General features: G+C 65.5%; 18 protein-coding genes. 7 read left to right on the top strand and 11 right to left on the bottom strand.

The annotated features are described in order from the left end of the window. Positions 1-2: 2 nt before the first annotated feature. Positions 3-1,253: a lipoprotein-releasing ABC transporter permease subunit gene (locus tag POF53_RS15385; protein WP_186733461.1), complete on the bottom strand. Its 1,251-nt coding sequence runs from the start codon at positions 1,251-1,253 to the stop codon at positions 3-5. 93 nt (positions 1,254-1,346) lie between these two features. Here POF53_RS15385 and POF53_RS15380 point away from each other — a divergent pair, with 93 nt between their 5' ends. After that, complete coding sequence (locus POF53_RS15380; RefSeq protein ID WP_203647450.1) at positions 1,347-1,931, top strand: PilZ domain-containing protein; 585 nt, start codon at positions 1,347-1,349, stop codon at positions 1,929-1,931. 30 nt (positions 1,932-1,961) lie between these two features. Then, positions 1,962-2,678, top strand: coding sequence for a glycerophosphodiester phosphodiesterase (locus POF53_RS15375; protein WP_203647451.1), 717 nt, complete (start codon positions 1,962-1,964; stop codon positions 2,676-2,678). Between the two features lie 48 nt (positions 2,679-2,726). Here the strand turns inward: POF53_RS15375 and sthA are convergent, their stop codons facing one another. The 3 genes from sthA to POF53_RS15360 form a co-directional block, all read right to left on the bottom strand. Then, positions 2,727-4,121, bottom strand: a complete 1,395-nt coding sequence (sthA, locus tag POF53_RS15370) for a Si-specific NAD(P)(+) transhydrogenase (RefSeq protein WP_023631920.1) — start codon at positions 4,119-4,121, stop codon at positions 2,727-2,729. 203 nt (positions 4,122-4,324) lie between these two features. After that, complete coding sequence (locus tag POF53_RS15365) at positions 4,325-5,323, bottom strand: FAD:protein FMN transferase (RefSeq protein ID WP_498968362.1); 999 nt, start codon at positions 5,321-5,323, stop codon at positions 4,325-4,327. A gap of 222 nt (positions 5,324-5,545) precedes the next feature. After that, positions 5,546-6,994, bottom strand: coding sequence for a glyceraldehyde-3-phosphate dehydrogenase (locus POF53_RS15360; protein ID WP_498968360.1), 1,449 nt, complete (start codon positions 6,992-6,994; stop codon positions 5,546-5,548). Between the two features lie 182 nt (positions 6,995-7,176). Here POF53_RS15360 and mfd point away from each other — a divergent pair, with 182 nt between their 5' ends. The 3 genes from mfd to POF53_RS15345 are packed head-to-tail and all read left to right on the top strand — an operon-like array spanning position 7,177 to position 14,515. Continuing rightward, positions 7,177-10,626 (top strand): transcription-repair coupling factor, encoded by a 3,450-nt coding sequence (gene mfd, locus POF53_RS15355; RefSeq protein WP_232856048.1) that lies wholly within the window; start codon positions 7,177-7,179, stop codon positions 10,624-10,626. A gap of 9 nt (positions 10,627-10,635) precedes the next feature. Then, entirely contained in the window at positions 10,636-11,196 is a 561-nt protein-coding gene (locus POF53_RS15350; protein ID WP_203647454.1) for a CsiV family protein, read from the top strand. A gap of 4 nt (positions 11,197-11,200) precedes the next feature. Beyond that, positions 11,201-14,515: a DEAD/DEAH box helicase gene (locus POF53_RS15345; protein ID WP_498968358.1), complete on the top strand. Its 3,315-nt coding sequence runs from the start codon at positions 11,201-11,203 to the stop codon at positions 14,513-14,515. Between the two features lie 120 nt (positions 14,516-14,635). Here the strand turns inward: POF53_RS15345 and nagZ are convergent, their stop codons facing one another. After that, on the bottom strand, positions 14,636-15,646 hold the full coding sequence (gene nagZ, locus POF53_RS15340) for a beta-N-acetylhexosaminidase (RefSeq protein WP_498968356.1): 1,011 nt from the start codon (positions 15,644-15,646) through the stop codon (positions 14,636-14,638). A gap of 179 nt (positions 15,647-15,825) precedes the next feature. Then, positions 15,826-16,530 (bottom strand): TetR/AcrR family transcriptional regulator, encoded by a 705-nt coding sequence (locus POF53_RS15335; RefSeq protein WP_203647455.1) that lies wholly within the window; start codon positions 16,528-16,530, stop codon positions 15,826-15,828. Between the two features lie 219 nt (positions 16,531-16,749). Between POF53_RS15335 and lexA the strand changes: the two genes are divergently transcribed. Together lexA and sulA are read left to right on the top strand one after the other, a co-directional pair. Beyond that, complete coding sequence (gene lexA / locus POF53_RS15330) at positions 16,750-17,358, top strand: transcriptional repressor LexA (protein ID WP_234561506.1); 609 nt, start codon at positions 16,750-16,752, stop codon at positions 17,356-17,358. 13 nt (positions 17,359-17,371) lie between these two features. After that, positions 17,372-17,848: an SOS-induced cell division inhibitor SulA gene (sulA, locus tag POF53_RS15325; protein WP_203647456.1), complete on the top strand. Its 477-nt coding sequence runs from the start codon at positions 17,372-17,374 to the stop codon at positions 17,846-17,848. A gap of 51 nt (positions 17,849-17,899) precedes the next feature. Here sulA and POF53_RS15320 read toward each other — a convergent pair whose 3' ends face one another. From POF53_RS15320 to fadA, 5 genes are all read right to left on the bottom strand, one after another. Continuing rightward, positions 17,900-18,133 carry a hypothetical protein gene (locus POF53_RS15320; RefSeq protein ID WP_203647457.1) on the bottom strand — a complete coding sequence of 78 codons (234 nt, stop codon included), beginning with the start codon at positions 18,131-18,133 and terminating at the stop codon, positions 17,900-17,902. 51 nt (positions 18,134-18,184) lie between these two features. Beyond that, positions 18,185-18,706 carry a DUF6586 family protein gene (locus POF53_RS15315; protein ID WP_498968353.1) on the bottom strand — a complete coding sequence of 174 codons (522 nt, stop codon included), beginning with the start codon at positions 18,704-18,706 and terminating at the stop codon, positions 18,185-18,187. Between the two features lie 156 nt (positions 18,707-18,862). After that, positions 18,863-21,472 carry a type I DNA topoisomerase gene (topA, locus tag POF53_RS15310; protein WP_254463442.1) on the bottom strand — a complete coding sequence of 870 codons (2,610 nt, stop codon included), beginning with the start codon at positions 21,470-21,472 and terminating at the stop codon, positions 18,863-18,865. A 100-nt stretch (positions 21,473-21,572) separates the two neighbouring features. After that, the gene (locus POF53_RS15305; protein ID WP_050704830.1) at positions 21,573-21,824 is read right to left on the bottom strand and encodes a DUF1653 domain-containing protein; all 252 of its coding nucleotides are present in this window, start codon (positions 21,822-21,824) and stop codon (positions 21,573-21,575) included. A gap of 78 nt (positions 21,825-21,902) precedes the next feature. Further along, a complete protein-coding gene (gene fadA, locus POF53_RS15300; protein ID WP_232856043.1) occupies positions 21,903-23,078 on the bottom strand; it encodes an acetyl-CoA C-acyltransferase FadA in 1,176 nt (391 codons plus the stop codon). Between the last annotated feature and the right edge of the window lie 14 nt (positions 23,079-23,092).

Here is a 23,092-nt window from a genome sequence, read left to right as displayed (position 1 = left end):
ACTCACTCATAACGTAGCGCCTCTGCCGGCTGGGTGCGCGAGGCGCGCCAGGCCGGATACAGGGTGGCGAAGAAACTCAGGACCAGCGCCGCGCCACAGACCATGTACACGTCCTGGGCCTGGATCTGCGATGGCAGGTAATCGATGAAGTACACGTCGGCATTGAGGAACTTGTGCCCGATCAGGGTCTCGATGCCGGCGATGGCCGCGCTCACGTTGAGCGCGCCGAGGATGCCCAGCACCGCGCCGATCAGCGTGCCAACCACGCCGATCACCGTGCCCTGGACCATGAAGATGGCCATGATCTGCCCGGGCGTGGCGCCCAGGGTGCGCAGGATGGCGATGTCGCCGCGCTTGTCGTTGACCACCATCACCAAGGTGGAAATGATGTTGAACGCCGCCACTGCGACGATCAGCAACAGCAGCAGGCCGATCATGGATTTCTCCATGCGGATCGCCTGGTACAGGTTGCCGTGGGTGCGGGTCCAGTCACGCGGATAGAACTCCTGCTCGCCCAGCTGCTGGGCGATGGCCCAGGCGGCCCGCGGGGCCTGGAACAGGTCGTCGAACTTCAGGCGCACGCCCTGGACCTGGTCGGCCTTCCAGCGGTGCAGGCGCGACAGGTCGGCTATGTTGGTCAGGCCCAGGTAGCCGTCGATCTCGCCGGCGCCGACATGGAAGGTGCCGACCACGGTGAAGCGCTTCATGCGCGGGAACATCCCCGCCGGGGTGACGCTGACCTCGGGGGCGACGAAGGTCAGCTTGTCGCCGATGCCCACGCCCAGCTTCTGCGCGGCCTTGTCGCCGATCATGATGCCCCACTCGCCCGGCGCCAGCTTGTCGAGGCTGCCGTCGAGGACGAACTTGTCGATGATCGACACCTCGCGCTCGCGGGCCGGGTCGATGCCGTTGAGCAGCACCTTCTGCACCTTGCCTTCATGGGTCAGCAGGCCCTGCATCTGGGTGAACGGCGCGACCGCCAGCACCTGCGGATTCTGCTTTACTTTAGAAGCGAGGGCCTGCCAGTCGTCGATCGGCTGGCCGGTCTCCAGCGTGGCGTGGGGGATCATCCCCAGCACACGGGTACGCATCTCGTGGTCGAACCCGTTCATCACCGAGAGCACCACGATCATCACCACCACGCCCAGGGCGAGGCCGATCATCGAGGTGAGCGAAATGAACGAGACAAAGTGATTGCGGCGCTTGGCACGGGTGTAGCGCGTACCAATGAATACGAATAGAGGTCTGAACATGTCGGGGCTTGTTCGGATGAAAGGGAACGTCCTTGTGGCGAGGCGCCTGCGGCGGCTTTACACTCGGACCACCGCCGTAACCTTGGGTTCGCCATGACGACATTAGACGAAGAAGATCGCCGCGAATACTACCGCATCGAAGATCGGATCGCACTTCAAATCAACCCCCTCAGCGCGGCCGAAGCCCTTGAGACAGAACTGTTGCAGGATGATTCAGAGCTGTTCAACCTGCTCAGCGAGCTGCACCTTTCGGACTTCGAATCACAGCACCTGCTGCGCCAGTTGAGCGAGAAGGACCGTACCCTGGCCGCCTTCCTGCGCGCCCAGAACAAACGCCTCGACCTGCTCAGCGCGGTGGTTGCCCAGAGCCTGATCGGCGAGATCGGCCAGCCGCAACCGGTGATCATCTCCGAAGGCGGCATCGAGTTCGCCCAGGCGCAGAAGATCGCTCCGGGCACCCGGGTCAAGGTAAAGATGGTGCTGATGCCCCGCGCCCATGGCCTGCTGCTGCGCGGCCGGGTCACCCACTGCGACCCGCGCCCGGATGGCGACTACGAGGTAGGCACCGAGTTCATCGACATGACCGACGCCCAGCGCCAGCTGCTGGCCCGCTATATCCTGCAGCGCCAGCAACAGCAACGCCGCCAGGCGCTGGAACAGAACGACCCCGCTTCCTGAAGCCCTTTTCTCTGATTTGAAGGAACGAACGTGACCTTGATCTATGGCCACCGCGGCGCCAAGGGCGAAGCGCCCGAGAATACCCTGCAGAGCTTTCGCCAGTGCCTGTCCCATGGCGTGGACCGCTGCGAACTCGACCTGCACCTGTCGGCCGACAACGAGCTGATGGTGATCCACGACCCGACCCTCAAGCGCACCACCGGTCGACGCGGCAAGGTGGTCGAACACACGGCGGCAGACCTGGTGACCTACGACGCGCGCAAGGGCGGCCCGGGCCATGTGCAGCCCTGCCCTATCCCGCGCCTTGAAGAGCTGTTCGAAAAATGCGCCTTCGAGCACTGGCAGCTGGAGGTCAAGAGCGCCTCGCGCACCCGCGCCGCCAGCACCGTGCTGGCAATCCGCGAACTGGCCCAGCAGCATGGCCTGCTGGACAAGGTGACCATCACCTCGAGCTCACGAGAAGTGCTGGGCGCCGCCCTGGAACTGGTGCCCGACATCAAGCGCGGACTGGTTGCCGAGTACGCCTGGCTCGACCCGCTGAAGGTCGCGCAGAACTACGACTGCGAGATGCTGGCGCTGAACTGGACGCTGTGCACCCCAGAGCGCCTGATCAAGGCGCAGCGCCAGGGTCTGCACGTGTCGGTATGGACGGTCAACGAACCGGCGCTGATGCGCCGGCTCGCCGACTTTGGCGTGGACAGCCTGATTACAGACTTTCCCGGTTTGGCCAGGACCACCCTCGGGTAGGGCTGAAATCGGTCTCCCCGACCGGCTCAGGCCACCGGTCGGAGCCGCTCAAAAAAGCCGGTTCAGACCATCATAGGCAGCTACCCGATAGGCCTCGGCCATGGTCGGGTAGTTGAAGGTGGTGTTGACGAAGTACTTCAGGTTGTTCTGCTCGCCCGGCTGGTTCATCACCGCCTGGCCGATGTGGACGATCTCCGAGGCCTGGTAGCCGAAGCAGTGCACGCCGAGGACTTCCAGGGTCTCGCGGTGGAACAGGATCTTCAGCATGCCTTGCGGCTCGCCGGCGATCTGTGCGCGGGCCATGCTCTTGAAGAAGGCCTTGCCCACTTCGTAGGGCACCTTGGCCTGGGTCAGTTCCTGCTCGTTCTTGCCGATCGAGCTGATCTCCGGAATGGTGTAGATGCCGGTCGGCACGTCGTTGACGAAGCGCCAGCTGCCGTTGTCGACGATGCTGCCGGCGGCCGAGCGGCCCTGGTCGTGGGCGGCGCTGGCCAGGCTCGGCCAGCCGATCACGTCACCGGCGCCGTAGATGTTCGGCACGCTGGTGCGGTAGGTCTCGTCGACCTCGATCTGGCCACGGCTGTTGACCTTGATGCCGATGTTCTCCAGGCCCAGCTTGTCGGTGTTGCCGGTACGGCCGTTGCACCACAGCAATGCGTCGGCCTTGATCTTCTTGCCCGACTTCAGGTGCAGGATCACCCCGTTGTCCAGGCCTTCGACGCGGTCGTATTCCTCGTTGTGGCGCACGGTGATGTTGTTGTTGCTGAAGTGGTAGCTCAGCGCCTGGGAGATTTCCGAGTCAAGGAAGCTCAGCAGCTGGCCACGGTTGTCGACCAGTTCGACCAGCACGCCCAGGCCGCTGAAGATCGAGGCGTATTCGCAACCGATCACCCCGGCGCCGTAGACGATCAGCTTGCGCGGGGTGTGGCTCAGGCTGAGGATGGTGTCGCTGTCGTAGACGCGCGGGTGGTGGAAGTCGATGTCGGCCGGACGGTACGGGCGCGAGCCGGTGGCGATGATGATGTGCTTGGCGTTGAGCTTCTCGACCACGCCGTTGGGGCAGACCACTTCGACGGTCTGCTCGTCGGCGAAGCTGCCGGTGCCGACGAACACATCGACGCGGTTGCGCGCGTAGTAGCCGGTGCGCGAGGCGACCTGCTTGCTGATGACCTTCTCGGCGCTCTTGAGCACGTCGGGGAAGGAGAACCAGCGCGGCTCGCCGATGGCACGGAACATCGGGTTGGTGTTGAACTGCATGATCTGCCGCACGGAGTGACGCAGCGCCTTGGACGGGATGGTGCCCAGGTGGGTGCAGTTGCCGCCGACCTGGCGACGGCTGTCGACCATGGCCACCTTGCGCCCTGCTTTGGCGGCGTTCATTGCCGCGCCTTCTCCGGCCGGGCCGGAACCCAGCACCACTACGTCGTAGTTGTAGACAGCCATGCGTACTCCTTCAGAACTGGCCCGCCGGCCGGATGGCCGCGGGGCGCGATCATGTCGCCGGGGCGCCATGAGAAAATTCGGGTGCAGTCTAATCAAGCGTGAACGCCGCGCACATTAACCCTTGGTCGCGTCGTAGGCCATTATTGCCTGCACTACATGTCGTTTCACCGTTTCCCTGGCATTGATCATCCGTGGCTTGCCTTTCACTCGCCTTTCACCACCCGCTCGAAGGCCGGCGTGGAACGGGAGACGAAACCACCCTCGACTCTGGTCACCAGCACCGCGGCGATGCCGTGGGCGATGGCGAAATCCCAGCCTTGCTGCGGCCCGAGGATCAGCAGCAGGGTCGAGTAGCCGTCGGCCTGCAGCGCCGAGGCGTCGAGCACCGTCACCGCCGCCAGGTCGTGCTCGACCGGGCGCCCGAGACGGGCATCGAAGGTGTGCGAATAGCGCCGGCCATTGTCCTCGAAATAATGCCGATAGTCACCCGAGGTCGACACGGCCATGTCCTCCACGCCGATGACCTGGCGGGCGATCTGGCGGTCCTCGCGCGGCAGCTCCAGGGCCACCCGCCAGGCACTGCCATCGGGTTTGCGGCCCACGGCCTTGAGCTCGCCAGTGGCTTCGGCGAGAAACGCCTCGATGCCCATGGCGCGCAGGCGCTTGGCGATCAGGTCGACGGCGTGGCCGGCGGCGATACTGTTGAAATCCAGCTCGATGGGAGCGTCCTTGCACAGGGCGTCACCCTCGATGCGCAGGTGCCGGTAGCCCACGCGCTCACGCGCTCGGGCCAGCGTCTGCGGGTCGGGCACCTGCATCTCGCGGGCCTGGGGGCCGAAGCCCCAGAGGTCGAGCAGCGGCTCGACGGTGAGATCGAAGGCGCCTTGGCTCTGCTCGGCCAAGTGCTGGCCGAAGCTGGCCAGCTCGAACAGGTCGGCGTCGATGGGCAGGCACTGGTTGGCCGCAAGCTGGTTGAAACGGCTGACGGTGGAGTCGCCGCGGTAGGTGGAGTAGCGGGCGTCGATGGCCTGGAGGATGGCCTCGACCTCGGCCTGGACCTGCTCGGGCGCCGGGCCGTCGGGTTGGCGCACGTACTGGATGCTGTAGCTGCTGCCCATGGTCGGGCCGCCGAAGCGCTCGAGGGTGGGGTCTTGATTGCAGGCTGACAGCAACAACAGGCAGAACAGAAGAACTGTGCGCAATATGGATCTCTCGGTTGAGCGGTCTCTTTGCAGGAGCGGCCTTGTGCCGCGAAAGGGCCGCAAGGCGGCCCCAGGTTTTCAGCGTCACTGCCACAATTGCCGGGGCTGCTACGCAGCCCTTTCGCGGCACAAGGCCGCTCCTACAAAGAGACCGCGCTGATGCGGGGAGCAAAAAAAACGGGAACCCGAAGGTTCCCGTTTTCTCAACGCATTACAAGCGGATCAGCGTGGAAACGCTGGCGGGTTCACACCGGCCATGTCTTCCATCACGCGTACCACCTGGCAGCTGTAACCGAACTCGTTGTCGTACCACACGTACAGGACAACGCGGTTGTCGTTGCAGATGGTCGCCTCGGCGTCGACCACACCGGCGTGGCGCGAACCAACGAAGTCGGTCGATACCACTTCCTGGGAGCTGACGTAGTCGATCTGCTTGTGCAGCTCCGAGTGCATGGCGGTCTGGCGCAGGTACTCGTTCAGCTCTTCGCGGTTGGTGGCCTTCTCGAGGTTCAGGTTGAGAATGGCCATCGACACGTTCGGCGTCGGCACACGAATGGCGTTGCCGGTCAGCTTGCCCTTGAGCACTGGCAGTGCCTTGGCGGCGGCGGTGGCGGCACCGGTCTCGGTGATGACCATGTTCAGCGGCGCGGCGCGGCCACGACGGCTGCCCTTGTGGAAGTTGTCGATCAGGTTCTGGTCGTTGGTGAACGAGTGAACGGTTTCGACGTGGCCGTTGACGATGCCGTACTGGTCGTTGATGGCCTTGAGCACCGGCACGATGGCGTTGGTGGTGCAGGACGCCGCCGAGATGATCTTGTCGTCGGCGCTGATGTCGCCGTGGTTGATGCCGTGCACGATGTTCTTCAGCGCGCCCTTGCCAGGTGCGGTGAGGATCACGCGGGCGGCGCCCGGGCAGGCCAGGTGCTGGCCGAGGCCGTCGGCGTCACGCCATACGCCGGTGTTGTCGACGATCAGCGCATCGTGGATGCCGTACTGGGTGTAGTCGACTTCGCTCGGGCTCTTGGCGTAGATCACCTGGATCAGGTTGCCATTGGCGGTGATGGTGTTGTTGGCTTCATCGATGACGATGGTGCCGTCGAACGGACCGTGCACCGAGTCGCGGCGCAGCAGGCTGGCGCGCTTGACCAGGTCGTTCTCGGCGCCCTTGCGCACGACGATGGCGCGCAGGCGCAGGCCGTCGCCGCCACCGGTCTTCTCGATGAGGATGCGCGCCAGCAGGCGGCCGATACGGCCGAAACCGTACAGGACGACGTCGGTGCCCTTGCGTGCGGAAGCGTTCTGCTGACCCACGACGTCGGCCAGTTCGTCACGGACGAACTGCTCGGCGCTGCGGCCGTTGCCTTCGACCTTGAACTTGTTGGCCAGCTTGCCCAGGTCCACCGAGGCGGCGCCCAGCTTCAGCTCGCTCATGGCCTTGAGCAGGGGGAACGTCTCGTGGACGGACAGCTCGGTCTCGTCGGTCTGACGGTGACGGGCAAAGCGGTGGGCTTTGAGGATCGAGATAACCGAACGGTTGATCAGGCTGCGGCCATAGATCGAGCTCACCACGTTGTTGTTGCGGTAGAGCTGACCGATAAGCGGGATCATCGCTTCAGCCAGGGCTTCACGATCGATCCACTCACCAAGACACTGGTCGGGCTTCTGAGTCACGGTAACCTTCCACATGTAGGGGAACAAAAAAGGGGCTACATTATGACGCCCCTCGGCGTATCGGGCAATGAGCGCCTGTCGCCGACGCCAGACCCCGTCGTCATGCCCTCGCGAGCCTGACAGCGAGCCCCGTCACCGGTACAATCGACCTCTTTGCCGCAACGCTTGGAGTCCGATCTCCCGTGTCAGTTCTGCGCCTACCGCAAATGTCGGCCACGGCCGGCAAACAAACCTGGGGCAACCTGCCCGGCGCCGCCTTGAGCCTGGCCATCGCCGAGGCGGCCAGTACCGCCGGTCGCTTCACCTTGCTGCTGACCGCCGACAGCCAGGCGGCCGACCGCCTCGAGCAGGAGCTGCGCTTCTTCGCGCCGGCGCTGCCGGTGCTGCCGTTCCCTGATTGGGAAACCCTGCCCTACGACCTGTTCTCGCCGCACCAGGACATCATCTCCCAGCGCATCGCCAGCCTCTACCGGCTGCCGGAGCTGGACCACGGCATCCTCGTCGTGCCGATCACCACTGCCCTGCACCGCCTGGCCCCCACGCGCTTCCTGCTGGGCAGCAGCCTGGTGCTGGACGTCGGCCAGAAGATCGACGTCGAGCAGATGCGCACGCGCCTGGAGGCCAGCGGCTACCGCTGCGTCGACACGGTCTACGAGCATGGCGAGTTCGCCGTGCGCGGCGCGCTGATCGACCTGTTCCCCATGGGCAGCAAGCAGCCGTACCGCATCGACCTGTTCGACGACGAGATCGAGACCCTGCGCACCTTCGACCCGGAGTCGCAGCGCTCGATCGACAAGGTCGACTCGATCCGCCTGTTGCCGGCGCGCGAGTTCCCCATGCAGAAGGACGAGGTTACGCGCTTCAAGGCGCGCTTCCGCGAACGCTTCGACGTGGACTTCCGCCGCAGCGCGATCTTCCAGGACCTCACCAGCGGCATCATTCCCGCCGGTATCGAGTACTACCTGCCGCTGTTCTTCGAAGAGACCGCCACCCTGTTCGACTACCTGCCGGCCGACACCCAGGTGTTCTCCCTGCCGGGCGTGGAGCAGGCCGCCGAGCACTTCTGGAACGACGTGCGCGGGCGCTATGAAGAGCGCCGCGGCGACCTCAGCCGGCCACTGCTGCCGCCGGCGGAGCTGTTCATGCCGGTGGAGGACTGCTTCGCCCGCCTCAAGCAATGGCCACGGGTGGTGATCGGTGCCGACGACGTCGAGCCCGGCGTTGGCCGCGAGCGCTTCCCGGCCCGCGCCCTGCCCAACCTGGCGATCGAGGCCAAGGCCAACCAGCCGCTGGCGGAGCTGTCGAACTTCCTCGACCAGTTCCCCGGCCGCGTGCTGTTCACGGCGGAATCGGCGGGCCGGCGCGAAGTGCTGCTGGAGCTGCTCGAACGCCTGAAGCTGCGCCCCCACACCGTCGACGGCTGGGCCGACTTCGTCAGCGGCGGCGAACGCCTGGCGATCACCATCGCGCCGCTGGACGACGGCCTGCTGCTGGACGACCCCAGCCTGGCCCTGGTCGCCGAAAGCCCGCTGTTCGGCCAGCGCGTGATGCAGCGCCGGCGCCGCGAGAAACGCGGCGAGGCGGCCAACGACGCGGTGATCAAGAACCTCACCGAGCTGCGCGAAGGCGCCCCGGTGGTGCACATCGACCACGGCGTGGGCCGCTACCTGGGCCTGGCAACCCTGGAAATCGACGGCCAGGCCGCCGAGTTCCTCACCCTCGAATACGCCGAGGGCGCCAAGCTCTACGTGCCGGTGGCCAACCTGCACCTGATCGCCCGCTACACCGGCAGCGACGACGCCCTGGCGCCGCTGCACCGGCTGGGCTCCGAAGCCTGGCAGAAAGCCAAGCGCAAGGCTGCCGAACAGGTGCGCGACGTCGCCGCCGAATTGCTCGACATCTACGCCCGCCGCGCCGCGCGCAAAGGCTACGCCTTCGCCGACCCGGCCGCCGACTACGCCACCTTCAGCGCCGGCTTCCCGTTCGAGGAAACCCCCGACCAGCAGGCCGCCATCGAGGCGGTACGCGCCGACATGCTCGCCGGCCAGCCCATGGATCGCCTGGTCTGTGGCGACGTCGGCTTCGGCAAGACCGAGGTGGCCATGCGCGCCGCCTTCATCGCCGTGCACGGCGGACGCCAGGTCGCATTGCTGGTACCCACCACCCTGCTCGCCCAGCAGCACTACAACAGCTTCCGCGACCGCTTCGCCGACTGGCCGGTGAAGGTCGAGGTGATGAGCCGCTTCAAGTCGGCCAAGGAAGTCGCCAGCGCCGCGGCGGACCTGGCCGAGGGCAAGATCGACATCCTCATCGGCACCCACAAGCTGTTGCAGGACGATGTGCGCTTCAAGGACCTGGGCCTGGCCATCATCGACGAGGAACACCGCTTCGGCGTGCGCCAGAAAGAGCAGCTCAAGGCCCTGCGCAGCGAGGTGGACATCCTCACCCTGACCGCAACGCCCATTCCACGGACGCTGAACATGGCGGTGTCGGGCATGCGCGACCTGTCGATCATCGCCACCCCGCCGGCCAGGCGCCTGTCGGTGCGCACCTTCGTCATGGAGCAGAACAAGAGCACGATCAAGGAAGCGCTGCTGCGCGAACTGCTGCGCGGCGGCCAGGTGTACTACCTGCACAACGACGTCAAGACCATCGAGAAGTGCGCTGCGGAACTGGCCGAACTGGTGCCCGAGGCGCGCATCGGCATCGGCCACGGGCAGATGCGCGAGCGCGAACTCGAACAGGTGATGAGCGACTTCTACCACAAGCGCTTCAACGTGCTGATCGCCTCGACCATCATCGAGACCGGCATCGACGTGCCCAGCGCCAACACCATCGTCATCGAGCGCGCCGACAAGTTCGGCCTGGCCCAGCTGCACCAGCTGCGCGGCCGGGTCGGCCGTAGCCACCACCAGGCCTACGCCTACCTGCTGACGCCACCGCGCCAGCAGATCAGCGCCGATGCCGAAAAGCGCCTGGAGGCCATCGCCAACACCCAGGACCTGGGCGCCGGCTTTGTCCTGGCCACCAACGACCTGGAGATCCGTGGTGCCGGCGAGCTGCTCGGCGAAGGCCAGAGCGGGCAGATCCAGGCGGTCGGCTTCACCCTGTACATGGAAATGCTCGAGCGCGCGGTCAAGGCCATCCGCAAGGGCGCCCAGCCGAACCTCGAGCAGCCGCTCGGCGGCGGCCCGGAGATCAACCTGCGCCTGCCGGCGCTGATCCCCGAGGACTACCTGCCCGACGTGCATGCGCGCCTGATCCTCTACAAGCGCATCGCCTCGGCGGCCGACGAAGAGGGCCTCAAGGACCTGCAGGTGGAAATGATCGACCGCTTCGGCCTGCTGCCGGAGCCGACCAAGAACCTGATGCGCCTGACCCTGCTCAAGCTGCAGGCGGAAAAGCTCGGCATCAAGAAAGTCGACGCCGGCCCCAACGGCGGCAAGCTCGAGTTCGAGGCCGAGACACCGGTCGACCCGCTGACCCTGATCAAGCTGATCCAGGGCCAGCCCAAACGCTACAAGTTCGAAGGCGCGACCCAGTTCCGCTTCCTGGTGCCGATGGAACGCCCCGAAGAACGTTTCAACACCCTGGAAGCGCTGTTCGAGCGCCTCACTCCACAGAATCCATAAGGAAGCTTCATGCGTGCCATCCGTTGCCTGACCCTGCTGCTGGCCCTGCTCGCGCCGGCTGCCTTCGCCGCAGGACCCTACCAGGTGGAAATGATCCTGGTGCGGCAGAACGCCGTGCCGGCGATCACCAGCCCATTCGCCCCGGAAGACTGGAGCGCCGGCGCGCCACGCCTGGAAAAAGGCGCCGAGCGCCCGACCGGCCTGGGTGACGAAGTCACCCGCCTGCAGGCCACCGCCGACTACACCGTGCTTCTGCACAGGGCCTGGCAGCAGGACGGCGATGCCGTCGCCGTGAGCGCCGGTGACGAGCAGTTCGGCCACTTCCCCATCGAAGGCAACCTGACCATCAAGGAAGGCCGCTTCATCGCCGTCGACGCCAGCCTCTGGGTCAACCAGCTCGACGCCAACGGCAGTGTGCTGCGCAGCGAGCAGTTCAAGCAGAGCAACAGCAACATGAAGGCCGGCCAGCTGACCTTCCTCGATGGCGGGCACCTGGCGCTGCTGCTCAAGGTCTCGCCGGCCGGCATGCGCAAGATCCCGCTGCCGGATCCGGAAATGATGGAGCAGTGAAACCGTGAACGCCGATGTGCAGAAGCTGGCAGCCGAGAATCCGAGCTGGAAGCGCGATTTTTCCGCGGCCACCCTGCAACGTGGCGAACGCTACGCCGAACAGGGCCTGGTGCAGATCCAGTCCCACGGCGACTCGCGCATCGAGTCCACCTGCCACGGCAGCGGCGGCAACATCTACCGCCAGCGGATCATCATCACTGCCGGCCCCTCCGGGCAATGCCATGTGCGCGGCGACTGCTCCTGTCCGGTGGGCACCAACTGCAAGCACTGCGCCGCAGCGCTCTATACCCTGGCCAACAGCCACGGACACGGCGCGGCCAACGGCGACCAGTTGCCCCATCACCTGCAGCACTGGCTGCAGGGGCTGGAGCCGCCCACATCCCGACAGGGCGACGCCGAAGACAAACGGGGCCGCATGGTCTGCTACCAGCTGGCGCTCAACGACGACCACAGCAGTTGCGCATTGCGTGTGCGCAAGGGCACCCGCGAAGAGCACGGCATTCGCTACAGCCGCATCCAGTCGCTGTACGAACTGCTCTACGAGCCCCCGAAGTTCGTCAAGGAAGAGGACCTGCGCATCCTTCGCCAGCTCTCGGCGCAGACCGCGCCCTACGGCCACGAGCGCGGCTATGCGCTCAAGGGGCTCGAGGGCGGCGAGTTGCTGCAGCGGGCGCTGGACACCGGGCGCCTGATGTTCATCGAAGACCTGCCCCTGCTGACCCAGGGCGCGCCTCGTCAGGCGGACTTCCGCTGGGTACGCCTGGGCAACGGCGACTACAGGGGCATGTGGTACAACGGCGAGGAACCGCTCAATTGCGTGCTGCCGCTGGTGCCGCTGTACTACTTCGACCTCGACACCCATGAGGTCGGCAGCGTTTCCCACGACCTGGATCCGCACACTGCCCTGCAGCTGTCCCTTGCTCCCGATGTACCGGAACACCTCATCGTGCCCCTCAGCCACAAGCTCAACGCCCTCAACCATCACCTGCCGACGCCCACCACCGTGCAGCAGGAGCAGCTCGACGACATCGCGCCGACCCCGCACCTGACCCTCGGCAGCCTCGAGTTCAGCGCCTACACACCCAAGACCGGGCGCATGCAAAGGCAGATGCAGCACCGCGCCGCGCTGGCATTCGACTACGACGGCCTGCGCGCCAGTGGCGGTGACGACAAGCCGCTGAGCCGCCTGGTGGGCAGCACCAGCCAGCGCATCCGTCGCCAGCCCCAGGCCGAGCAGGCCCTGCGCAAGGTATTGCGCGAGCATGGTTTCAAGCCCGCCACCCGCCAAAGCAAGGCCCTGCCCGACAGCGCTGGCGAGATGTACCAGCTGCCCGACGACGAAGCCTGGCTGCGCTTCGCCCGCGAGGGCCTGCCGCGCCTGCGCGAGGCCGGCTGGGCCATCGATGTGCACCGCGACTTCGCCTTCAACCTGCACGAGGTCGACGACTGGTACGCCACCATCGACGAAGCGCCGGGCCATGAGTGGTTCGACCTGGAGCTGGGCATCGTCGTCGATGGCCAGCGCCACAGCCTGCTGCCCATCGTCCTGCAACTGCTGCGCGCCAGCCCCGAGCTGCTGCGCCCCAGCGAACTGGCACGGCGCAGTGACGACGAACACCTGCTGATCGACCTCAACCGCGCCCGCCACGACAGCCCGGCGCTGCGGGTCGCCCTGCCCTACGGGCGGATCAAGGCGGTCATGGGCACCCTGGGCGAGCTGTACCTGCACAACGACGCCAGCGGCCCGAGCCTGCGCCTGGAGCGCGCCGACGCCGCGCGCCTGAACGACATCGACCACCTGCCGTTGCAGTGGGAGGGAGGGAGTCATGTGCGCGACCTGGGCCGGCGCCTGCGCGACGCCCGCGACCTGCAGGTGGTGCCGCCCAAGGGCCTGAACGCCACCCTGCGCCCCTACCAGCAGCAAGGCCTGAACTGGCTGCAGGCCCTGCGCGAAATGGGCACCGGCGGCATCCTCGGTGACGACATGGGCCTGGGCAAGACCCTGCAGACCCTGGCCCACCTGCTGCTGGAGAAAGAAGCCGGGCGCCTGGCCCACACGGCGCTGGCGGTGATGCCCACCAGCCTGGTGCCCAACTGGCTCGACGAGGCCCGGCGCTTCGCCCCCGACCTGCGCGTCCTGGCCCTGCACGGCCCCAGCCGCAACAAGCACTTCGCCAAGCTGGCCGACTACGACCTGGTGCTGACCACCTACGCCCTCGTCCCTCGCGATCTGGAACACCTCAAGGTCCAGCCCTGGCATCTGCTGGTGCTGGACGAGGCGCAGAACATCAAGAGCAGCACCAGCAAGGCCGCCCAGGCCGTGCGCGAGCTGCAGGCCAACCAGCGGCTGTGCCTGACCGGCACGCCGATGGAGAACAACCTCGGCGAACTGTGGTCGATCTTCCACTTCCTGATGCCCGGCTGGCTGGGCGAGAGCAAGCGCTTCACCCAGGACTACCGCACCCCGATCGAGCGCCACGGCGACGCCGAGCGCATGGGCCACCTGGCCAGCCGTATCCGCCCGTTCCTGCTGCGCCGCACCAAGGAGCAGGTGGCCACCGAGCTGCCGGCCAAGACCGAGATGATCCACTGGGTCGAGCTCAGCGACGCCCAGCGCGACACCTACGAGGCGGTGCGGGTGGCGATGGACAAGAAGGTCCGCGACGAAATCGCCCGCAACGGCGCCGCCCGCAGCCAGATCGTCATCCTCGATGCCCTGCTCAAGCTGCGCCAGGTATGCTGCGACCTGCGCCTGGTCAAGGGCACCGAGGCCAAGGGCACGTTCGCCGACAAGGGCAAGCTGGGCAGCCTGCTGGAGATGCTCGAGGAGCTGCTCAGCGAGGGGCGCAAGGTGCTGCTGTTCTCGCAGTTCACCTCGATGCTGGCACTGATCGAGTTCGAGCTGGAAAAGCGCGGCATCCGCTACAGCCTGCTGACCGGCGACACCCGCGACCGCCGCGCGCCGGTGCAGCAGTTCCAGAACGGCGACAGCGAGGTGTTCCTGATCAGCCTCAAGGCCGGTGGCACCGGGCTGAACCTGACCGCCGCCGACACGGTGATCCACTACGACCCGTGGTGGAACCCGGCCAGCGAGAACCAGGCCACCGACCGCGCCTACCGCATCGGCCAGGACAAGCCGGTGTTCGTGTTCAAGCTGATCACCCGGGGGACGGTGGAGGAGAAGATCCAGCAGTTGCAGCAGGAGAAGGCGGCGCTGGCGGCCGGGCTGCTCGATGGCGGGCAGGCCGGGCAATGGCGGCTGGGCGATGACGAGATCGAGGCGCTGTTCGCACCGTTGCCGGGTAAGCGCGGGCGTTAAGCCAGGCTTTTCCCGTGCTGGCCTCTTCGCGGGTAAACCCGCTCCCACAGGATCGGCGTATTCCTTGAGGGTGACGCCGAACCTGTGGGAGCGGGTTTACCCGCGAAGAAGCCAACGCGGTCAGTCGACCAGCTGGGCTTCCTTCAACGCCCCCAACGCCTCCAGCCAACGCGGCTGCTGACGGTAATCGGTACGCGCAAAACCCTGCCCGCGCATCCGCGCGATCCGTGGCGACGGCTTGACCTTCATCCGCTGCGCCGCGCTCAACGCCAGCTCCGCGGCCGCCCGGTCGTTGCACACCAGGCCCATGTCGCAGCCGGCGCTCAGGGCCGCCTCGATACGACTGGCGGCATCGCCCACCACATGGGCGCCGGCCATGGACAGGTCGTCGCTGAAGATCACCCCGTCGAAGCCCAGCTCGCCGCGCAGGATGTCCTGCAGCCAGCGCCGGGAGAAGCCGGCCGGCTGGTTGTCGACCTGCGGATAGATCACATGGGCCGGCATCACCGCCGCCAACTGGCCACCCAGCTGGCTGAACGGCACCAGGTCGGCAGCGCGCAGCTGCTCGAGGCTGCGTTCGTCGACCGGGATCGCCACATGGGAGTCGGCTTCGGCCCAGCCGTGGCCGGGGAAATGCTTGCCGCAGGCGGCCATGCCCGCGGCGTTCATGCCGCGGATGAACGCACCGGCCAGCTCGGTGGCACGCTGCGGATTGCCTTCAAAGGCGCGGCTGCCGACCACGGCGCTGCGCTGGTGATCGAGGTCCAGCACCGGGGCGAAGCTCAGGTCCAGGCCCACCGCCAGCACCTCGGTGGCCATCAGCCAGCCGCACTGCTCGGCCAGGTACTCGGCATTGGTGTTGTCGGCGATCGCACGCATGGCCGGCAGGCGCACGAAGCCCTGGCGCAGGCGCTGGACCCGCCCGCCTTCCTGGTCCACGGCGAGGATCAGCTCGGGGCGGATGGCACGGATCGACGCGCACAGCTCGCGCACCTGGCGCGGGCTGTCGATGTTGCGGGCGAAGATGATCAGGCCGGCCACTTCGGGCTGGCGCAGCAGATGGCGGTCTTCGGCGGTCAGCCATTTACCGGCGATATCCACCATCAGGGAGCCTTGCAGGCTGGCAGTCATAGGGAATCCTTCATGGGAGGTCCAGGGGCGCTTGGCCGTGGCGCAGGCGCACGCAAACATCGGACAACGAAGTGCCCGATGGTTCAGTGGCGAAGCGGCCGTGCTGGCGGAAAATGCGGCGGGAGACAAGGTCAGGCATGCGCGCTAGCTTAGCGCAAGCGCCCTGCCCCGCCCAGTACTCAGGCCTTGGCGGGGGTGGCGGACTTGCTGCGCGGACGCAGCTGCGCCGTGGCCATGGCCTCGTCGGTGACGCCGCTGTCGGCGCGCATGCCGGCGGCCAGGAACGGCACCATCAGGCGCATGACCTGCTCGATCGAGGTGTTGATGCCGAAATCGGTCTCGGCGATGGCCCGCAGGGCCTTGATCCCCGACATGCTGAACGCCGCGGCGCCGAGCATGAAGTGCACGCGCCAGAACAGCTCCAGCGGCGGGATGCGTGGCGCGGCCTCGTTGACCAGCAGCATGTAGCGGCGGAACACCTTGCCGTACATGTCTTCCAGATAACGCCGCAGGTGCCCCTGGCTCTGGCTGAAAGCCAGGCCCAGCAGGCGCATGAAGATCGACAGGTCGTTGTTGCTGCGCGGCTGCACGGCCAGGGCCTGCTCCACCAGCATCTCCAGCAGTTCCTCGAGCGAGGCCTTCTGCTCGGGACGCGCCTGGCGGCGCTCCAGCTCGCGCTCCAGGCTTGCGCAGAACGGCCCCAGGAAGCGCGAGAACACCGCCTGGATCAGGGCCTTCTTCGAACCGAAATGGTAGTTCACCGCCGCCAGGTTGACCCCGGCCTTGCTGGTGATCAGCCGCAATGAGGTTTCCGCGAACCCACGCTCCGCGAACAGCTGCTCCGCCGCATCGAGGATGCGTTCAACGGTTTCCGATTGGGCCATGACTACTCCGCCTGACAAACAGTTGTTTGAAACATACGTTTCAGGCCTGCCGATGTCAAGGCTGGGTGACCGGTCGGTCGCCATTTAAAAGCGCCAAGAGTCAGGCTGCAAGCGACAAGATGCGTCGGCGTTTCGATCTTTCTTGGTCCGGGTGGGTTGCAGGCCGCGAGCCACTGTATATAATTCCAGTCACTGTATAAAAAGACAGAGCCCTCGCCCATGCTGAAACTGACGCCACGCCAAGCCGAGATTCTGGCCTTCATCAAGCGCTGCCTCGAAGACAACGGCTTTCCGCCGACCCGCGCCGAGATCGCCCAGGAGCTGGGCTTCAAGTCGCCCAACGCCGCCGAGGAACACCTGAAGGCCCTGGCCCGCAAGGGCGCCATCGAGATGACTCCTGGCGCTTCCCGCGGCATCCGCATTCCCGGCCTTGAGCCAAAGCACGAGGACAGCGGCCTGCCCATCATCGGCCGGGTCGCCGCCGGCGCGCCGATCCTCGCCGAGCAGCACATCGAGGAATCCTGCAACATCAACCCGGCCTTCTTCCATCCCCGTGCCGACTATCTGCTGCGCGTGCACGGCATGAGCATGAAGGACATCGGCATCTTCGACGGCGACCTGCTGGCCGTGCACACCACCCGCGAAGCCCGCAATGGCCAGGTGGTGGTGGCCCGCATCGGCGACGAAGTGACCGTCAAGCGCTTCAAGCGCGAAGGCAGCAAGGTCTGGCTGCTCGCCGAAAACCCCGAATTCGCCCCCATCGAAGTTGACCTGAAGGAACAGGAACTGGTGATCGAGGGCTTGAGCGTCGGCGTCCTGCGCCGCTGAACCAGGAGGCGTCATGCAGCCGTTCACCCATGCACCCCAGCAAGCCCAGCTGCCGCTGTTCGAGGCCTTTCTCGCCCAACCGGTGCTGCCAGGCCTCAAGCCCGCCCCGGTGGCGCGCAAGAGCAGCCAGCCAGAGCTGTTCAGCGAACTGGCCCTGCGCGGCGCGCCCGGGCATTGCCAGAGCCTGCTGGCGCCGATCCTGCGCGAACTCAGCGAAGAAGACGACAGCCGCTGGCTGACGCTCATCGCCCCGCCGGGCAGCCTCACCCAGGCCTGGCTGCGCGATGCCGGCCTGAACCGTGAACGCATCCTGCTGCTGCAACCTGGTGGCAAACAGACTGCCCTGCAACTGGCCTGCGAAGCCTTGCGCCTGGGCCACAGCCATACCGTGGTCAGCTGGCTGGGCACCCTCAACGGCAGCGCCCGGCAACAGCTTCAGCGCGCCGCCGCCAGCGGAAACGCACAAAGCCTGAACATCCGCCTCGGCTGATGTTCAGGCTTTGCCTGTCAAACACTTGAAACCCTGAGCCTGTAACCTGCCTCAGTGAAGGACGCGCGGCCCTTCTTCACGCTCAAGCTCACCCTCGACGAGGCGGCCGGCCATCTGCACGCCGACACTGAGCATGGCCTTGGCCACTTCCACATGCTGTCCTTGCAGGAATGCCTTGGCATCCTCGGAGAAATCCAAGGTCACCAGGGAGCCTTCATCCTCGGCACGGCGCAGCTCGATCCGGCCATCAGGCAACTCGACAATTTCTAGAAAGGACGTTGACATAAAGGGCCTGCTTTTCACGAAAGGCCATCAGTGTACCAGCCATGGCGGCGGTCAGCACTCACTCAGCGCTTCGCGGAATCGTCTCACCAGGCTTTTCAGGTTCTGTCGCCAGGCTTCAAGCTCCTCCCGGGATAGCTCGGCCGGCTCGGGCTCGTCCAGATTGACGGCCTGGATCAGCGGCTGGGTGACGTCGCCCTTCACGGTTTTCTTCGCGACCGGCGGTCGGAACAAATCGGCATAAGCGGCCAGCAGGCGCGCCAGCCAGGTTTCCGGCTGGCGAGCCAGCTCAAGTAGCTCGGCCATTTCCGGGATCGCCACGCTCTGCAGCACCTCGTCACTGAACAGCAGTTCGGCCCGTGACGTCGAGGCCTGGGGCAGACGGTAGAAGCCGGCGATCTCGTGACACAGCCCCAGCAGCGCGCCATACAGGTGGAACAGCGCCGATTCGCGCTCGGACTGAAGCAAGCCCTGGGCGTTCATGGCCTGGCTGTCGGCGGCCTTGGCCATGGATTCCAGGGCAAGGCCGGCGAAGAACAGCTTCTGGTTGGTGCGGGTGTAGAGTTCCTGGGCCATTTCGACTGACTCCTGAAGGCTGCAAGGCGATACCCCAGTTTCCGGGATTGGCCGACTTTACCGCAAGCACAAACGATCGCGGGGCAAGCCCGCTCCCACGAACACGCAACAGTTTCGTGGGAGCGGGCTTGCCCCGCGATGAGCCTGAGACTCAGATCAGCGCTTGTCTTCGACCTTCCACGCCTTGCCGTCGTAGAACGCCTTCCAGCCGGTCGGCTTGCCGTCGACTTCGGATTGCACGTACTGCTCCTTGGTCTTGCGGCTGTAGCGAATCACCGTCGGGCGACCGTCCGGGTCCTTCTGCGGCGCTTCGCAGAGGAAGTGGTACTTCGGATCGATCTCGTGCTTGTGCGGGACGATCTCCAGCACCAGCGGCGCGCGGGTTTCGCGGTTTTTCGGGAACTGGCTGGCAGCCAGGAACAGGCCCGAGGCACCGTCGCGCAGCACGTAGGTGTCGTCGACCTTCTCGCACTTGAGCTCCGGCATGTCCACCTTGTCCATCTTCGGCGGCGCCGCCTCGCCGCTCTTGAGCAGCTTGCGGGTGTTCTTGCAGGCGGCGTTGGTGCAACCGAAGAACTTGCCGAAACGGCCAGTCTTGAGCTGCATCTCGCTGCCGCACTTGTCGCACTCCAGGCTCGGGCCTTCGTAGCCCTTGATGCGGTAGCTGCCTTCCTCGATCTCGTAGCCGGCGCAGTCCGGGTTGTTGCCACAGATGTGCAGCTTGCGCTTCTCGTCGAGCAGGTAGGCGTCCATCGCCGTCGAGCAGATCGGGCAGCGGTGCTTGCCGCGCAGCACCAGCGACTCGGATTCGCCCTCGTCGTCGGCGGCGATCTCGTCGCCCGGCACCAGGTTGACCGTGGCCTTGCAGCGCTCTTTCGGCGGCAGGCTGTAACCCGAGCAGCCGAGGAACACGCCGGTGGAGGCGGTACGGATCATCATCGGCCGGCCGCATTCCTTGCAGGCGATGTTGGTCAGGGTCGGCTGGTTGGCGCGCATGCCGTGCTCGCTGGACTCGGCCGTCTGCAGCTTCTTGCTGAAATCGCCATAGAACTCGTCGAGGACGTTCTTCCAGTCACGCTCGCCCTGGGCCACGTCGTCGAGGTTTTCTTCCATGCCGGCGGTGAAGCCGTAGTCCATCAGGTTGGCGAAGCTCTCGGACAGGCGCTCGGTGACGATGTCGCCCATCTTCTCGGAGTAGAACCGGCGGTTGTGCAGCGTTACATAACCGCGATCCTGGATGGTCGAGATAATCGCCGCGTAGGTCGACGGACGGCCGATGCCGCGCTTTTCCATTTCCTTGACCAGGCTGGCTTCGGTGAAGCGCGCCGGCGGCTTGGTGAAGTGCTGGCTGGGGTCGAGCTGGATCAGCTTGAGCGCCTCACCCTGGGCCATTTCCGGCAGCACGTCGTCCTCGCCCGGCTTGCTCTGCTGCGGCAGGACACGGGTGTAACCGTCGAACTTGAGGATGCGGCCCTTGGCACGCAGCTCGAACTCGCCGGCCACCACGGTGACGCTGGTGGACAGGTATTGCGCCGGCGGCATCTGGCAGGCCAGGAACTGGCGCCAGATCAGCTCGTACAGGCGCTCGGCGTCACGCTCCATGCCGCTGAGCTTGGTCGGATGGGTTGTCACGTCCGACGGGCGAATCGCCTCGTGCGCCTCCTGGGCGCCTTCCTTGCTGCCATAGACGATCGGCGCGGCGGGCAGGTACTGCTTGCCGAATTCTTTCTCGATGTAGCTGCGCGCCATCTCGACGGCGTCGGTCGACAGGTTGGTCGAGTCGGTACGCATGTAGGTGATGTAGCCGGCTTCGTACAGACGCTGGGCCATCATCATGGTCTTCTTCACCCCGAAGCCCAGGCGGTTGCTGGCGGCCTGCTGCAGGGTGGAAGTGATGAACGGGGCCGAAGGCTTGCTGCTGGTCGGCCGGTCCTCGCGCTTGCTCACGCTGTAGCTGGAGGCCTTGAGCTTCTCCAGCGCGGCCATGGCCTGGGCTTCGTTGAGCGGCTTGAAGGCCTCGCCCTTCTCGCGGGCCACCTCGAAACGCACCTTGGCGTTCTTGGCGGTGCCCAGGTCGGCGTGGACTTCCCAGTACTCTTCCGGGTTGAACGCGCGGATCTCGCGCTCACGCTCGACCACCAGCTTCACCGCCACCGACTGCACGCGGCCGGCGGACAGGCCACGGGCGATCTTGGCCCACAACAGCGGCGAGACCATGTAGCCGACCACGCGGTCGAGGAAGCGCCGCGCCTGCTGGGCGTTGACCCGGTCGATATCGAGCTCGCCCGGCTGGGAGAAGGCTTCCTGGATAGCCTTTTTGGTGATCTCGTTGAACACCACGCGCTTGTAGCGGCTGTCGTCACCACCGATGGCTTCGCGCAGGTGCCAGGCAATGGCTTCCCCCTCGCGATCCAAGTCGGTTGCGAGATAGATGGTGTCGGCATCCTTGGCCAGGCGGCGCAGCTCCTCGATCACCTTCTCCTTGCCGGGAAGGATCTCGTACTTGGCCTTCCAGCCTGCTTCCGGGTCGACGCCCATGCGCGCGACCAGGGTGCGGCGTGCCTTTTCCTTCGGCGACAAGGCCGGAGCCTCGGCCGCGGCCTTGCCGCGCTTGGCCGCCGGTTCCTTGCTCGCACTGGCGGAACCGCTGGTGGGAAGGTCACGGATGTGGCCGATACTCGACTTCACCACGTACTGGCTGCCCAGGTACTTGTTGATGGTCTTGGCCTTGGCCGGGGATTCCACAATGACCAGCGATTTGCCCATGGATCGGAGTATTCCTGAATCTGAAGATGAAAAACGCGTCAGGTGCCGGACGCGGCACCGCTATATATAGTGGCAAAAGAGTGAGGTCAAGCGTGGTCGATCACTCGTGCGCCTTGCCAAGCCGCTCGCCCAGCCCCTCTTCGGCCTTGACCAAAGCAAAGCGTGGCACCTGCTCGCCGTCAACCTCGACGGACTCCTGGAACATCGAAAGTGGCCTGACCCAGAAGCTGTAGTCACCATACAGGCACTGGTAGAAGACCATCCACTCTTCGCTCTCGGAATGGCGCGCCGCGCTGAACACGCGGTATTCAGGGCCTTTGTAATGCCGGTACACACCAGGTTGTATCTGCATGTCACTCGCCCTCTTGAACAAATCCTGTAAAAAACAAAAGCCGGGGCACATGGCCCCGGCTGCTGTCCCGCAACGCGATCAGACGCGTTCGAAGACAGTGGTGATGCCTTGGCCCAGGCCGACACACATGGTGGCGACGCCCAGGGTACCGCCATTCTGCTTCATGACGTTGAGCAGGGTGCCGGAAATCCGCGCCCCCGAGCAACCGAACGGGTGGCCCAGGGCGATGGCGCCGCCGTGCAGGTTAACCTTCTCATTCATCTTGTCGAGCACTTTCAGATCTTTCAGCACCGGCAGGGCCTGTGCGGCGAAAGCTTCGTTGAGCTCGAAGAAGTCGATGTCGGCGATGGTCAGACCAGCGCGCTTGAGGGCTTTCTGCGTCGACGGGACCGGGCCGTAGCCCATGATTGCAGGGTCTACGCCAGCAACCGCCATGGAGCGAATCACCGCCAATGGCTGGATCCCCAGGTCCATGGCACGCTGCCCGGACATGACGATCATGCACGATGCGCCATCGGTGATCTGCGACGAAGTGCCCGCCGTTACCGTACCACCTTTCGGATTGAAAGCTGGCTTGAGGGCCGCCAGGCTTTCCAGCGTAGTGTCCGGGCGAATGGTTTCATCGTAGTCGAAGACTTTGAGGAAGCCGTTTTCGTCATAGCCCTGCATCGGGATGATTTCGTCCTTGAACTTGCCTTCGAGCGTCGCCTTGTGGGCGAGCTGATGCGAGCGCATGCCGAAGGCATCCTGCTGCTCACGGGTGATCCCGTGCATCTTGCCCAGCATCTCGGCAGTCAGGCCCATCATGCCCGAGGCTTTTGCCGCATGAAGCGACATATGCGGGTTCGGGTCGACACCGTGCATCATGCTGACGTGGCCCATGTGCTCGACACCGCCGATGACGAACACATCACCGTTGCCGGTCATGATCGCCTGGGCGGCGGTGTGCAGCGCGCTCATGGACGAACCGCACAGGCGGCTGACGGTCTGGGCGGCGGAGGTGTGCGGGATCTGGGTCATCAGCGAGGCCATGCGGGCGATGTTCCAGCCCTGCTCCAGGGTCTGGTTGACGCAGCCCCAGATCACGTCCTCGACTTCCTTCGGATCGACCTTGTCGTTGCGCTCCAGCAGCTTGCTGATCAGGTGCGCGGACATGTCCTCGGCACGGGTGTTGCGGTGCATGCCACCCTTGGAACGGCCCATCGGCGTGCGACCGAAGTCGACAATCACCACGTCTCTTGGATTCAGGCTCATATCAATATTCTCGC

Origin of the sequence: Mitsuaria sp. RG (genome assembly GCF_028369275.1) — a bacterium.
Taxonomy (GTDB): domain Bacteria; phylum Pseudomonadota; class Gammaproteobacteria; order Pseudomonadales; family Pseudomonadaceae; genus Aquipseudomonas; species Aquipseudomonas peradeniyensis.
Note: the sequence above shows the minus strand (reverse complement) of the source record. Positions and strands in the feature narration are given on the sequence as shown.